Below are 13,614 nucleotides of genomic sequence, written 5' to 3' on the forward strand. Positions count from 1 at the left end.
AAGGAGCGTTATGGCCAGGCGCCCGCGCGCACGCCAACACTCCGCGCAGTATGCATGGCTGATCACCGGCCCCCTGACGCTGTTCGCTGCCGTCTGCTTCGTCGCGTTCTGGGGCCACGATTCGGATTGGTACAAGTCCTGGCCCGCCGGGCTGGTCGGGTTGGTCGGTATCTGCCTGGCCTACGTCAGCGTCTTCAACATCGTCATCCGGCGCAGCACGTACAGCATGATCCTGACCGAGGTTCCGTTCGTTCTGCTGCTGTACTTCCTGCCGCCGCCCATGGTCATCCTCATCGTGGCCTGCGCCTCGGTCGGTACCCAGATGGTGCGCTCGACCGTCATCACCCCGGTCAAGATGTGGTTCAACGTCGCCAAGCAGTCGGCCGCGATCTCGGCGGCGCTCCTGCTGATCGCCGCGATCCCGCACGCACATGACGCCGGCCCGGCGAGCTGGGGCGTCCTCGCCGCGGCACTGTTGTTCAACACGGTGATCGACTTCCTGTGCCTGGCCGGCGTCATGGCCGCCGTCCAGGGCGTCCGGGCCGGTCAGGACGCGTTGCGCGGGCTGCCCCTGGCGTTGGCCATCGCCTGCGTCAACACCGTGATCGGCCTGGTCTTCCTGGTCGCTCTGACGGCCACCAAATGGTCCGCGCTCCTGCTGGCCGTCCTGGTCGGCGCGCTGGTGCTGATGCTCCGGTCGTTCGCCGAGTTCTTCCGGCAGCACCGCACCCTCACCGACGTCTACGAGCTCACCAAGGCCGTCCGCGAGGCGGGCGGCGACGCCGCCCTGCCGGACGTGCTGCTCGGCCGGGTGCGTGCGCTGATGCGCGCCGAGTACGCGACGCTCTGGCTCGCCCCGCAGGGTCGGCACCCGGAGGTCATGCTCACCGCCCGGGTGGAGAACAAGGGCCTGCTCGACCTGTCGCCTACCCCGCCCGCGATCCGGACACGGGCGATCGAGGACGGGCAGACCGTGGCGGTCGGGCCCAGCTTCAAGCAGACCCAGGATCTGCGCAGGGAACTCCGCGCTTTCAAGATCAAAGACGTCATCGTCGTCCCGCTGCGGTCCGGGCAGACCACGATCGGCAGCCTCGAGGTGATCAACCGGATCGGCGACACCCGCGTCTTCCGCGCCGCCGACGCCCAGGTGCTCGAGACGATCGCCGCGCACGCGGCCGCCGCCGTGGAAAACTCCCGGCTGGTCGAGCGCCTGCGGCACGACGCGTACCACGATCGGCTCACCGGCCTGCCCAACCGCCGGCGGATCACCGACGCGCTCGCCGAGGCGGTCAAGGTCCACGCCGAGTCCGAGGTCGTCGCCACCCTGCTCTTCGACGTCGACGGTCAGCGCGACGTGAACGAGTCGATGGGCCACGCGGCCGGCGACAAGCTGCTCGCCGAGGTGGCCGAGCGGCTGCGCGCGATCGCCGGCCCGGGCGCCCTGGTCGGCCGGATCGGCGGTGACGAGTTCGTGGTCACCCAGCGCGCCGAGAGCGTCGACGCGACCGTCCGGCTGGCCACCGAGATGCGCGAGCAGCTGCGCGGCCCGATGACGGTCGGCACCCTCACGCTGGACGTCGACACGGCCGTCGGGGTGTCGGTCTACCCCGATCACGGCGCCGATCCGGAGACGCTGATCCAGCGGGCCGAGCTCGCCGCGAACGCCGCCAAGGTCCTGCCGTACGGCGTCCAGCTCTTCCACCCCGCCCTGGAGTCCCGCGCCGTACGCCGTCTCGGGATCGCCGCCGATCTGCGCAATGCTCTCGACAACGACGAGCTGGACGTCTACTACCAGCCCAAGGTCACGCTCGCCGACCGGCACCTGGTCGGCGTCGAGTGCCTGGCCCGCTGGACGCACGCCGCGCACGGCGAGGTCGCACCGGAAGACTTCGTGGCCGTCGCCGAGCACACCGGCCAGCTCTCCCGGCTCACCGAGCGGGTGCTCACCGAGGGCCTGCGCCGCTGCCGGGAGTGGGCCGAGGCGGACCGTCCGCTCTCCATCGCGGTCAACCTGTCGGTCCGCACCCTGCTCGACTCCCGCTTCCCCGACGTGGTGGAGGAGCAGCTGGAGCGGTACGGCGTGGCCCCTGCCCAGGTGACCTTCGAGATCTCCGAGCCGGGCATGCTCGGCGACATCGAACGGGTGCTGCCGACCCTCTACCGGCTGCGCGACCTCGGCGTACGGCTCAGCGTCGACGACTTCGGGACGGGCGCGTCGTCGCTGTCGTACCTGCGACAGTGGCCGGTGCACGAGGTCAAGATCGACGACAGCTTCGTGCAGGGGATGGCAACCGACTCCGGCGACCTGGCGATCGTGCGGGCGGTGGTCAGCCTGTCCCGTGAGTTCGGTCTCACCGTGGTGGCCGAGGGGGTCGAGAGCGAGTTGACCCTCGACCTGCTGGAGGAGATGGGCTGCGAGATCGGCCAGGGCTATCTGTTCAGCCGCCCGCTGCCGTACGAGCGCCTGGAGGCCTGGTTCAGCGCTCAGACCGAGCCGGAATCCACCCCCACGGGCGAGGTCCGCCGGCTGCGCGCGGTGATCTGACCCCGATTTCACCCCCGACTTGGGGCCGTGTATTGTCTTGTCTGCGCGGCAAGCGAAAGCGCGCGCGCAAGCCCCCTTAGCTCAGTCGGCAGAGCGTCTCCATGGTAAGGAGAAGGTCTACGGTTCGATTCCGTAAGGGGGCTCTACCGGGTTCGTTCCCCGCCGCCGGCGCTGGATCGTGAGCCTGGCTCGGCGGTGTAGCTCAGTTGGCAGAGCAAGCGGCTCATAATCGCTGTGTCGCCGGTTCAAGTCCGGCCACCGCTACTAGCAACTTTTTGCGATCGGCGTACCGGTCAACTACGCTGGTATGTCGTTAAGAAACCCTGTGAGCAGGAAGGCACCTTGCCGTGGCCAAGGCGACCGACGTCCGTCCGAAGATCACCCTGGCGTGTACGGAGTGCAAGGAGCGGAACTACATCACCCGGAAGAACCGGCGTAACGACCCCGACCGCATCGAGCTGAAGAAGTTCTGCCCGCGGGACGGCAAGCACACCGTGCACCGCGAGACGCGCTGACCCAGGGTCACCAGCACGACCTGCGCCGTCCAGGCCCTCTCACCATGGGGGCACCGGGCGGCGCAGAGTAGTTTGTGGGCATGCCGCTGGACCAGTCCTACGTCGGACGTTCGTACCCGCCCACCGAGCCGTACCAGGTCGGCCGCGAGAAGATCCGCGAGTTCGCCCGCGCGATCGGCGCCACCGACCCGGAGTACCTCGACCCCGCGGCGGCCCGCGCCCTCGGTTACGCCGACGTCGTCGCCCCGCCGACCTTCCCGATCATCTTCACGATGGCCTCGAGCCACCGGCAGATCGTCGAGGACCCCGCGCTCGGCATCGACTACAGCCGAGTGGTGCACGGCGACCAGAGGTTCGCCTACCGCCGGCCGATCGTCGCCGGTGACGCCCTGGTCTGCGTGAACACCGTCGAGGAGATCACCAGCCGGGGCGGTCACGACTTCATGACCACCCGCAGCGACGTGTCGACCGAGGACGGCGAGCCGGTGGTCACCGTGTGGGCCAAGCTCGTGCAGCGCGGGGAGGAGTAGCACGTGACCGAGTCCTTCGAGCCGCAGACCTTCCGGGTCACCCGGGCCGACCTGGTCCGCTACGCCGGCGCCTCCGGCGACTTCAACCCGATCCACTGGAGCGAGCGCTTCGCGAACTCGGTGGGCCTGCCCGGCGTGATCGCCCACGGCATGTTCACGATGGCCCTGGTGGGCCGTGCGGTGACCGCCTGGGCCGGCGCGCCCGACGCGGTCGTCGAGTTCGGCGTGCGCTTCTCCCGGCCGGTCCCGGTGCCGGACACCGACGAGGGCACCGAGGTCGTCGTGACCGCCACCGTGAAGGGCGAGACCGAGGACGGGAACACCAGACTGGCGCTCACCGCGACCTGTCAGGGAGAGAAAGTTCTCTCCATGGCACAAGCCGTCATCCGGAAACGGTAGGGCGGGTTGGGCTAACGGGCGGTGTACCCGTACACTGGTCCGCCGTGGGGCATTGACCCCCTAGACGCGCATGCCGCGATCCGGGGGGAAAAGCGCCTCGCACAGGGGTGTAGCTCAATTGGCAGAGCAGCGGTCTCCAAAACCGCAGGCTGCAGGTTCAAGTCCTGTCACCCCTGCGCAACTCTCCCAGACGTGCCCGCCCGGGACAGCGGTCCGCACGACCCCCGCCCCGGAAACGGGTGCCGACGGGGACCACCACCACGAGGACGGAAGTAGGGCGCCATGGCCGAGAGGAACCGACCCGGTGACGCCGGCGACCCGGCCGACGACGAGGTGTTTGACGACATCGTCGACGACGACACGGAGTCCGACGACGCCGACGACGCCCCGGTGAGCCGTGGCGGCACCGCCGTCGCCGAGCGCACCAAGGGCGAGCCCAAGAAGAAGAAGGAAGCACGTCGCACCGGCTTCTTCGGCCGCATCGGTGGTTTCTTCCGTGAGGTGGTCAGCGAACTGCGTAAGGTCATCTGGCCGACGCGCAAGGAACTGCTGACCTACACGACGATCGTGATCGCGTTCGTGACGGTCATGACCGCCATCGTCGGCGTGCTGGACTACGGGTTCGGCAAGCTGATCTTCTGGGCTTTCGGCGGCAAGTGACGCCGTCCCGGCAGTACTGAGCAGACTTATCTGGAAGTGAGCGAGCGTGCCTGAGTACGACGACGAGACCGCGCAGTCCGCCGACGAGCCCTCGTCGGTGGCCACGGCGGGCACCGACGAGTCGGTCGAGGCCGCCCCCGTTGAGGAGGAGGCCGTCGTGGCTTCCGACGAGACCGAGCAGCAGGACGACGACGACTTCGACCCGGTGCAGGAGCTGCGGCAGAAGCTGCGCTATGCGCCCGGCGAGTGGTATGTCGTGCACTCCTACGCGGGCTACGAGAACAAGGTCAAGACCAACCTCGAGACCCGGATCACGAGCCTCGACATGGAGGACTTCATCTTCCAGGTCGAGGTGCCGACCCGCGAAGAGGTCGAGGTCAAGAACGGCAAGCGCCAGCAGGTCAACAACAAGGTCTTCCCGGGCTACATCCTGGTCCGGATGGATCTGACCCCCGAGTCGTACTCCTGCGTGCGCAACACGCCGGGCGTCACCGGGTTCGTCGGCGCCACCGACCGGGTCGACCGGCCGGCTCCCCTCTCGCTGGACGAGGTGCTCAAGTGGCTCGCCCCGGCCGTCGAGCAGGAGGAGAAGAAGGCCAAGCCCGAGATCAAGGTCCTCGACTTCGAGGTCGGCGACTCGGTCACGGTCACCGACGGCGCGTTCGCCTCGCTGCCGGCCTCGATCAGCGAAATTAATGCCGACCAGCAGAAGTTGAAGGTTCTGGTCTCCATCTTCGGGCGCGAGACGCCGGTGGAGCTCAACTTCAACCAGGTCACCAAGATCTGACCGCAAGTCAGTGGGAGGGGTCCCGATCCGAGGGGCCCCGCCAGCAACCACAGGAGTCAAGAAATGCAGCGCAGTAAGGGCTACCGCAAGGCGGCCGAGCTCATCGACCACACCAAGCTCTACGAGCCGGCCGACGCGATCAAACTGGCCAAGGAGACGAGCCCGACCAAGTTCGACGCCACCGTCGAGGTCGCGATGCGCCTCGGCGTCGACCCCCGCAAGGCCGACCAGATGGTCCGCGGCACGGTGAACCTGCCGCACGGCACCGGCAAGACGGCCCGCGTGATCGTCTTCGCCCAGGGCGCCAAGGCCGAGGAGGCCGTGGCGGCCGGCGCCGACGAGGTCGGCACCGACGAGCTCGTCGCCCGCATCCAGGGCGGCTGGCTGGAGTTCGACGCCGCGATCGCGACCCCCGACCAGATGGCCAAGATCGGTCGGATCGCCCGTATCCTCGGCCCGCGCGGCCTCATGCCGAACCCCAAGACCGGCACGGTCACGATGGACGTCACCAAGGCGGTCAACGAGATCAAGGGCGGCAAGATCACCTTCCGGGTGGACAAGCACTCGAACCTGCACCTGATCATCGGTAAGGCGTCCTTCTCCCAGGACCAGCTGATCGACAACTACGCGGCCGTCCTCGACGAGGTGCTCCGCGTGAAGCCGTCGGCGGCCAAGGGCAAGTACCTCAAGAAGGTCACCGTCACCACCACCATGGGCCCCGGCGTGCCGGTCGACCCGAACGTGATCAAGGGCTTCAAGTCCGAGGCCTGATCGACCTAGATCACTGGAACGGCCCCCGGGGGACACTCCGGGGGCCTTCTTTGTGGCAGGCTTGCGGCCGTGCGGTTCGAGCAGATGTGGTTCCGGTACGCCCGGCGGGCTGACTGGACGCTGCGCGAGGTGGAGGCCACGGCCGACCCCGGCTCGACGGTCGTGATCCTGGGCCGCAACGGCGCCGGCAAGTCCACCCTGCTCCAGCTGGCCGCCGGCGTCCTGCGCCCGGGCCGCGGCGCGATCCGCGGCCGGCCCGCGGTCGTCGGCTGGGTGCCCGAGCGCTTCCCAGCTGACCAGCCGTTCACCGCGGGCGACTACCTGCGCCGGATGGCCGAGGTGCGCGGCGCTTCCCCGGCGGCCGTCGGCCACTGGATCGAGCGCCTGCTGCTGACCGAGCACGCCGAGACGCGGCTGGCCGACCTCTCCAAGGGCACCGCGCAGAAGGTGGGGCTCGCGCAAGCCCTCCTCGTACCCCCTGGGTTGCTTGTTCTTGATGAGCCGTGGGAGGGCCTCGACTCGGTCGCCCGCACGCTGATCCCCGACATCGTCGCCGAGGTCACCGCGGCCGGCGGCGTGGTCCTGGTCAGCGACCACCGCGGCGAGATCACCGCACTGCCCGGCGCGGTGCACTGGACGGTCGCCGACGGCGTCCTGCAGATCACTGCGCCTGCGCCTTTGCCTTCGCCTGCGCCTTTGCCTTTGCCTTTGCCTTCGCCTTTGCCCTCGCCTTCGCCTTTGTCGGGCTCGCCCGTGGCGGAGGACGAGGTGATCGTCGAGGTCGCGGTCCGTCGCTCCGAGGCCGACCGGGCGGTGGTTGCGCTGCGCGCATCCGGTCACCGTGTGTTGGGCGTACGCAGATGAGGCCGCTGGTGGCAATGCGGATCGCCGGTTTCGTCCGCGGCGGCCGAGCGCTGGCCCCCTTGATCGCCGTCCTGGTCGAACTCGGCATCATCTACGGCGGCGGCGCCTCCCCGGCCGCGGTCGCCTACGGCTATTCCGCCGCCGCGCTGTTCCCGGTCCTCGCCTGGCTCACCAAGCTGCTCCTGGACACCGAGCCCGACGTGCAGCGCCGCCTGGCCCGCCTGTCGGTCGGCCCCGCCCGAGAGGCCACCGCGGGCATCCTGGCCGCCCTGGTGCTGTCCCTGGCCGTCTGCGTGGCCGCGATGGCCGCCCCCTGGCTGTTCAACGGCATCGACGCCAGCAACGCCCTCGGCGGCGGCATCGCCCTGGGCATCCTGGCCCACCTCCTGGCCGTCCCACCGGCGATCGCCGTCGGCGCCCTGGCCAGCCGAGCCGTCACGCGCAGCGTCCGGCTGAGCCTGACGATCCTGGTGGTGGCCGCGGTGCTGGTGGTGGTGCTAGGGCTGAGCGGCTCGGTCGCCCCCTGGCTGGTGCCCCCGGTGATGGCCACCGCCCGAGCCCTGAACGGCCGGCACCTGCCGTCCCCCGACCGTCTCGCCTTCCTGACCGGCTGGGCCGCGCTGTGGTGCACCGTCGCCTTCGCCGCCTACGGCTGGCTGCGCCGCGCCCGCTCCTGACGGTCGCCCAGTGGACAACGCCCCAAAACTGTCAGACCCGCATGCTTGACTCGTCCCCACCCAGTGCCGGGGCGGGGGCGGTTCGCGGCCGCGCGCGAGGGGCCGCGGCGAGTCGCACACCATGGGGCCGCACGCCAGGCGCCGCGCACCTGGGCCGCATGCGAGGAGACCGCACGCGACGGCGAGCAAGGGGCTGTGCGCCAGGCCCGCACGCGAGGTCGATGCGAGGCGCGCCGGACGAGCGGCCGCACGCGAGGCGCCGCACGCGAGGCGTCGCGAGCGGGGGCGCATGCGAGGAGAACGCGCGTGAGGGCCGTACGCGACGGCGGGCGAGGGCCGCACGCGACGGCGGGCAAGGGGCCGCACGCGACGGCGGGCAAGGGGCCGCACGCGACGGCGGGCAAGGGGCCGCATGCGACGGGCCGCACGCCAGGGGCCGCACCCGACGGGCCGCACGCCAGGGGCCGCAGGCGAAGTCGGGCGAGGGCAGCCGGACGAGCGGCGGCACGCCGGGGGCCGCACGCCGGGGGCGGATTTGGCGGTCGGGACGGGAGCGCGTAATCTTTCTTATCGAAGTTCCACCCATAGACCGCTGGTCGCCGCACCGCCGCCGGAAACGACGGAGGGTTCGGTCGAAGGCCCCGCAGATTGCGGGCGGCCCGCGTAGGGGAGAACGGTTCGTGAGCAGGCTTCCTAGCGGAACGCCGTGCGCCCGCCCCGTGCCCTTGCGCCGGGGCGTTTCTCATTCTCGGTTCCTTCTCCCAGGCCAGTGGCTTTGAGCACTGAGAGAGGAGGGACATGGCGGACAAGCCGGTCCGGGCCGACAAGGCCAGCGCCGTCGCCGAGCTCACCGATGACTTCCGTGGTTCGACGGCCACCGTGTTGACCGAGTACCGCGGCCTCACGGTCAAGCAGCTCACCGAGCTGCGGCGTTCGCTCGGCAAGGAGACCAAGTACTCCGTGTCGAAGAACACGCTCGCGAAGCGGGCGGCGACCGACGCGGGTATCGAGGGCCTCGACGAGCTGTTCACCGGTCCTACCGCGCTCGCCTTCATCAACGGCGACCCGGTCGAGGCGGCCAAGAGCCTTCGGGCTTTCGCCAAGGCCCACCCCGTCCTGATCATCAAGGGCGGTGTTTTCGAGGGTAAGGCGATCACGGCCGCTGAGGTCAACAAGATCGCTGACCTCGAGTCTCGTGAGGTTCTGCTGGCCAAGCTGGCCGGCGCCATGAAGGGCAACCTGACCAAGGCGGCCGGTCTGTTCCAGGCCCCGCTGTCGCAGGTGGCGCGCCTCGCGGCCGCCCTGCAGGAGAAGCGCGAGAAGGACGGTTCCGCGGAGGCCTGAGCGCCACCCGGAACCCAGCACGACTTTCACCACAAAAGCTAGGAAAGGTTGCCTAACATGGCGAAGCTCAGCACCGACGAGCTGCTCGACGCGTTCAAGGAGATGACGCTGATCGAGCTGTCCGAGTTCGTGAAGCAGTTCGAGGAGACCTTCGAGGTCACCGCGGCTGCTCCGGTCGCCGTCGCGGCCGTTGCCGGCCCGGGCGGCCCGGCCGCTCCGGCCGAGGAGGAGAAGGACTCGTTCGACGTCGTTCTCGAGGGCGACGGTGGCAAGAAGATCCAGGTCATCAAGGTCGTGCGTGAGCTGACCGGCCTGGGCCTCAAGGAGGCCAAGGACGCCGTCGAGAGCGCCCCCAAGGCGATCCTCGAGGGTGTCAACAAGGAGAAGGCCGAGGCCGCCAAGGCCAAGCTCGAGGGCGAGGGCGCCAAGGTCACCCTCAAGTGATCTAACGCTCCAAGCTTTCCCTTGCGGATGGCGGGGACCCGGTACCCGGGTCTCCGCCATCGGCGTTTTTGGCCGTATTGCGGCAGCTAGTGAGGCTGTCGGCCTCCCGACCGGCAAAGTCGGTTTAATCGGGCAATCGTTGGAGTATGGTCGCTGGGATGTGCCCGCTGGGCTGCGGCACAAGTCCGACCCGCGGCGCAACTCTTGACTGAGTGTCCGCTGACAGGCACGCTGACATCAGCAAGTTCTCCGCGCTTGCGACAGCCGCCCTGCGGGTGGCCCGGCATTCAACGGGTCCTTCGCAGACGGCACCCGAGGGAGACGTGCCGCGTTCGAGCGGCCCCGCAGTTGGCCCTGGCCCCTGGAGGCGCAGGTCAGCGGCTAGTGGGGCAACGTTCCGCAGGCCCCCTCTGGTGTGGGCTGGACAGCGGTTAGCCGAGCGGCTACACTGCTAGTTTGCGCTGCCTTCTGCCTTGAGCCCTGCCAGGACATCCATCTGGGTGACTTCCTGGGGGCTCGTTACAGTGCCTACAAACGAGGGCAACGCAAACAGTTGCATACCGCAGCTGCAGCCGCATCAGCAGCACCGGTCCTCGGAAGGACGCATCTTGGCAGCTTCCCGCCCTGCGAAGACCAGCCGTACGTCGAGCGCTTACGCACCCCGCCGTGTCTCTTTCGGCAGGATCACCGAGCAACTAGAGGTCCCCAACCTTCTTGCCCTCCAGACGGAGTCCTTCGACTGGCTGGTCGGTAACGAGGCTTGGCAGGCCCGGTCGACGGACGACCCGCACGCCCACTCGGGCCTCGCAGAGATCCTCGAAGAGATCAGTCCCATTGAGGACTTCTCCGGCACTATGTCGCTGTCCTTCTCGTCTCCCCGATTCGACGAGGTCAAGGCCTCGATCGAGGAGTGCAAGGAGAAGGATCTGACTTACTGCGCGCCGCTGTTCGTGACCGCGGAGTTCACCAACAACACGACTGGTGAGATCAAGAGCCAGACCGTGTTCATGGGCGACTTCCCGATGATGACCCCCAAGGGGACGTTCGTCATCAACGGCACCGAGCGGGTCGTGGTGAGCCAGCTCGTCCGCTCGCCGGGCGTGTACTTCACCAAGGAGCCGGACAAGACCTCCGACCGCGACCTCTCCAGCGTCAAGGTCATCCCGAGCCGGGGTGCCTGGCTGGAGTTCGACATCGACAAGCGCGACACCGTGGGTGTCCGGATCGACCGCAAGCGCCGGCAGGCCGTCACCGTCCTGCTCAAGGCGATCGGCTGGTCGGCCGACCAGATCCGGGAGCGGTTCGGCTGGTCCGAGCTGCTCATGACGACCCTCGAGAAGGACCACATCGCGGGGCAGGACGAGGCCCTGCTCGACATCTACCGCAAGCTTCGCCCGGGCGAGCCCCCGACCCGGGAGAACGCGCAGACCCTGCTCGACAACCTCTTCTTCAACCCGAAGCGGTACGACGTCGCCAAGGTCGGCCGGTACAAGTTCAACAAGAAGCTCGAGATCGACGTCCCGATCCAGAACGGCGTTCTCACCGAGGAAGACATCGTCAAGACCGTCGAGTACCTCTGCCGGCTGCACGCCGGTGAGGAGGGCTACGAGGCCGACGACATCGACCACTTCGGCAACCGGCGTCTGCGTACCGTCGGCGAGCTCATCCAGAACCAGGTCCGTGTCGGCCTGTCCCGGATGGAGCGCGTCGTGCGCGAGCGCATGACGACCCAGGACGTCGAGGCGATCACGCCGCAGACCCTGATCAACATCCGCCCGGTGGTGGCGGCGATCAAGGAGTTCTTCGGCACCTCGCAGCTGTCGCAGTTCATGGACCAGACCAATCCGCTGGCGGGCCTGACCCACCGGCGGCGGCTGAGCGCGCTCGGCCCGGGTGGTCTGTCGCGTGAGCGGGCCGGCTTCGAGGTTCGCGACGTGCACCCGTCCCACTACGGCCGGATGTGCCCGATCGAGACCCCCGAGGGCCCGAACATCGGTCTGATCGGCGCGCTCTCCACGTTCGCGCGGGTCAACCCGTTCGGCTTCATCGAGACGCCGTACCGGAAGGTGGAGGACGGCCGGGTCACCGACGAGGTCCACTACCTGACCGCCGACGAGGAGGACCGTTACATCAAGGCGCAGGCCAACGCGCCGCTGATGGGTGACGGCACCTTCGCCGACGACCGCGTCCTGGTCCGCCGGAAGGGCGGTGAGGTCGACTACGTGCCCGGCGCGCAGGTCGACTACATGGACGTGTCGCCGCGGCAGATGACCTCGGTCGCGACCGCGATGATCCCGTTCCTCGAGCACGACGACGCGAACCGCGCGCTCATGGGCGCGAACATGCAGCGTCAGGCCGTGCCGCTGGTCAAGGCCGAGGCGCCGCTGGTCGGCACCGGCATGGAGTACCGCGCCGCGGTCGACGCCGGTGACGTGGTCGTCGCCGAGGTCGGCGGCGTGGTCGAGGACCTGTGCGCCGACTACGTGACGGTGCACCAGGACGACGGTCACCGCCGTACCTACCTGCTGCACAAGTTCCGCCGCTCGAACGCCGGCTCCTGCGTCAACCAGAAGCCGGTCGTGTTCGAGGGTGACCGGGTCGAGGCCGGCCAGGTCATCGCCGACGGTCCGTGCACCGACGAGGGGGAGATGGCTCTGGGCCGCAACCTCCTGGTCGCGTTCATGTGCTGGGAGGGCCACAACTACGAGGACGCGATCATCCTGTCGCAGCGCCTCGTGCAGCAGGACGTGCTCACCTCGATCCACATCGAGGAGCACGAGGTCGACGCCCGGGACACCAAGCTCGGCCCGGAGGAGATCACCCGCGACATCCCCAACGTCAGCGAGGAGATGCTGGCGGACCTGGACGAGCGGGGCATCATCCGGATCGGCGCCGAGGTCGTCCCCGGCGACATCCTGGTCGGCAAGGTCACGCCCAAGGGCGAGACCGAGCTCACCCCCGAGGAGCGGCTGCTCCGCGCGATCTTCGGTGAGAAGGCGCGCGAGGTCCGGGACACCTCGCTGAAGGTGCCGCACGGCGAGACCGGCACGGTCATCGGCGTCCGCACCTTCTCCCGCGAGGACGGCGACGAGCTGCCCCCGGGCGTGAACGAGCTGGTCCGGGTGTACGTCGCACAGAAGCGGAAGATCCAGGACGGCGACAAGCTCGCCGGCCGGCACGGCAACAAGGGCGTCATCTCCAAGATCCTTCCGGTCGAGGACATGCCGTTCCTCGAGGACGGCACGCCGGTCGACATCGTGCTCAACCCGCTCGGTGTGCCCTCGCGTATGAACATCGGCCAGGTGCTGGAGACCCACCTCGGGTGGATCGCCAAGACCGGCTGGTCGGTGGACGGCGAGGACGCCGACTGGAAGCGTCAGCTGAAGGCCATCGAGGCGCACGAGTCCCCCAAGGACTCGAACGTCGCGACCCCGGTCTTCGACGGCGCGCAGGAGGAGGAGATCAAGGGCCTCCTCGAGTCGACGCTGGTCAACCGCGACGGTAAGCGGCTGGTCAACGGCGATGGCAAGGCGCAGCTGTTCGACGGCCGCTCCGGTGAGCCGCTGCCGGACCCGATCTCGGTCGGCTACGTCTACATCCTCAAGCTGAACCACCTGGTCGACGACAAGATCCACGCGCGGTCGACCGGCCCGTACTCGATGATCACGCAGCAGCCGCTGGGTGGTAAGGCGCAGTTCGGTGGCCAGCGGTTCGGCGAGATGGAGTGCTGGGCCATGCAGGCCTACGGCGCGGCCTACGCGCTGCAGGAGCTGCTCACCATCAAGTCCGACGACGTGCTCGGTCGCGTGAAGGTCTACGAGGCCATCGTCAAGGGCGAGAACATCCCGGAACCGGGCATCCCGGAGTCCTTCAAGGTGCTGCTCAAGGAGCTGCAGTCGCTGTGCCTGAACGTTGAGGTGCTTTCCAGCGACGGCGTGGCCCTGGAGATGCGCGAGACGGACGACGAGGTCTTCCGGGCCGCGGAGGAACTGGGTATCGACCTGTCCCGACGCCCGAACGAGGGCGTCAGCAGCGTCGAAGAGATCTGACGGTCGGCGCCCCCGCAAGGGGGCGCCTC

Annotated in this window: 12 protein-coding genes and 3 tRNA genes; all 15 read left to right on the top strand. The window is 68.8% G+C overall.

Annotated elements, in window-relative coordinates; genetic code table 11:
- Nucleotides 1–10 precede the first annotated feature (10 nt).
- Complete coding sequence (locus ODJ79_RS05740) at nucleotides 11–2,545, top strand: putative bifunctional diguanylate cyclase/phosphodiesterase (RefSeq protein WP_263022263.1); 2,535 nt, start codon at nucleotides 11–13, stop codon at nucleotides 2,543–2,545.
- 70 nt (nucleotides 2,546–2,615) lie between these two features.
- Nucleotides 2,616–2,688, top strand: a tRNA-Thr gene (locus ODJ79_RS05745).
- Nucleotides 2,689–2,736: 48 nt separating this feature from the next.
- Nucleotides 2,737–2,809, top strand: a tRNA-Met gene (locus tag ODJ79_RS05750).
- A gap of 83 nt (nucleotides 2,810–2,892) precedes the next feature.
- A complete protein-coding gene (rpmG, locus tag ODJ79_RS05755; protein ID WP_263022264.1) occupies nucleotides 2,893–3,060 on the top strand; it encodes a 50S ribosomal protein L33 in 168 nt (55 codons plus the stop codon).
- Nucleotides 3,061–3,140: 80 nt separating this feature from the next.
- Nucleotides 3,141–3,590 (top strand): MaoC family dehydratase N-terminal domain-containing protein, encoded by a 450-nt coding sequence (locus tag ODJ79_RS05760; protein WP_263022265.1) that lies wholly within the window; start codon nucleotides 3,141–3,143, stop codon nucleotides 3,588–3,590.
- Nucleotides 3,591–3,593: 3 nt separating this feature from the next.
- Nucleotides 3,594–3,989, top strand: coding sequence for a MaoC family dehydratase (locus tag ODJ79_RS05765; RefSeq protein WP_263022266.1), 396 nt, complete (start codon nucleotides 3,594–3,596; stop codon nucleotides 3,987–3,989).
- 103 nt (nucleotides 3,990–4,092) lie between these two features.
- A tRNA-Trp gene (locus tag ODJ79_RS05770) sits at nucleotides 4,093–4,165 on the top strand.
- A gap of 106 nt (nucleotides 4,166–4,271) precedes the next feature.
- Nucleotides 4,272–4,649, top strand: a complete 378-nt coding sequence (gene secE / locus ODJ79_RS05775) for a preprotein translocase subunit SecE (protein ID WP_263022267.1) — start codon at nucleotides 4,272–4,274, stop codon at nucleotides 4,647–4,649.
- 46 nt (nucleotides 4,650–4,695) lie between these two features.
- Complete coding sequence (nusG, locus tag ODJ79_RS05780) at nucleotides 4,696–5,436, top strand: transcription termination/antitermination protein NusG (RefSeq protein ID WP_263022268.1); 741 nt, start codon at nucleotides 4,696–4,698, stop codon at nucleotides 5,434–5,436.
- Nucleotides 5,437–5,499: 63 nt separating this feature from the next.
- Nucleotides 5,500–6,207: a 50S ribosomal protein L1 gene (gene rplA / locus ODJ79_RS05785; RefSeq protein WP_263022269.1), complete on the top strand. Its 708-nt coding sequence runs from the start codon at nucleotides 5,500–5,502 to the stop codon at nucleotides 6,205–6,207.
- A 69-nt stretch (nucleotides 6,208–6,276) separates the two neighbouring features.
- Nucleotides 6,277–7,071 carry an ATP-binding cassette domain-containing protein gene (locus ODJ79_RS05790; protein WP_263022270.1) on the top strand — a complete coding sequence of 265 codons (795 nt, stop codon included), beginning with the start codon at nucleotides 6,277–6,279 and terminating at the stop codon, nucleotides 7,069–7,071.
- 14 nt (nucleotides 7,072–7,085) lie between these two features.
- The gene (locus ODJ79_RS05795) at nucleotides 7,086–7,748 is read left to right on the top strand and encodes a hypothetical protein (RefSeq protein WP_263022369.1); all 663 of its coding nucleotides are present in this window, start codon (nucleotides 7,086–7,088) and stop codon (nucleotides 7,746–7,748) included.
- 798 nt (nucleotides 7,749–8,546) lie between these two features.
- Entirely contained in the window at nucleotides 8,547–9,092 is a 546-nt protein-coding gene (gene rplJ, locus ODJ79_RS05800) for a 50S ribosomal protein L10 (protein WP_263022271.1), read from the top strand.
- 57 nt (nucleotides 9,093–9,149) lie between these two features.
- A complete protein-coding gene (gene rplL / locus ODJ79_RS05805; RefSeq protein ID WP_263022272.1) occupies nucleotides 9,150–9,536 on the top strand; it encodes a 50S ribosomal protein L7/L12 in 387 nt (128 codons plus the stop codon).
- Between the two features lie 608 nt (nucleotides 9,537–10,144).
- Complete coding sequence (locus ODJ79_RS05810; protein WP_263022273.1) at nucleotides 10,145–13,585, top strand: DNA-directed RNA polymerase subunit beta; 3,441 nt, start codon at nucleotides 10,145–10,147, stop codon at nucleotides 13,583–13,585.
- Nucleotides 13,586–13,614 lie beyond the last annotated feature (29 nt).

The organism is Actinoplanes sp. KI2 (genome assembly GCF_025630775.1).
Taxonomy (GTDB): domain Bacteria; phylum Actinomycetota; class Actinomycetes; order Mycobacteriales; family Micromonosporaceae; genus Actinoplanes.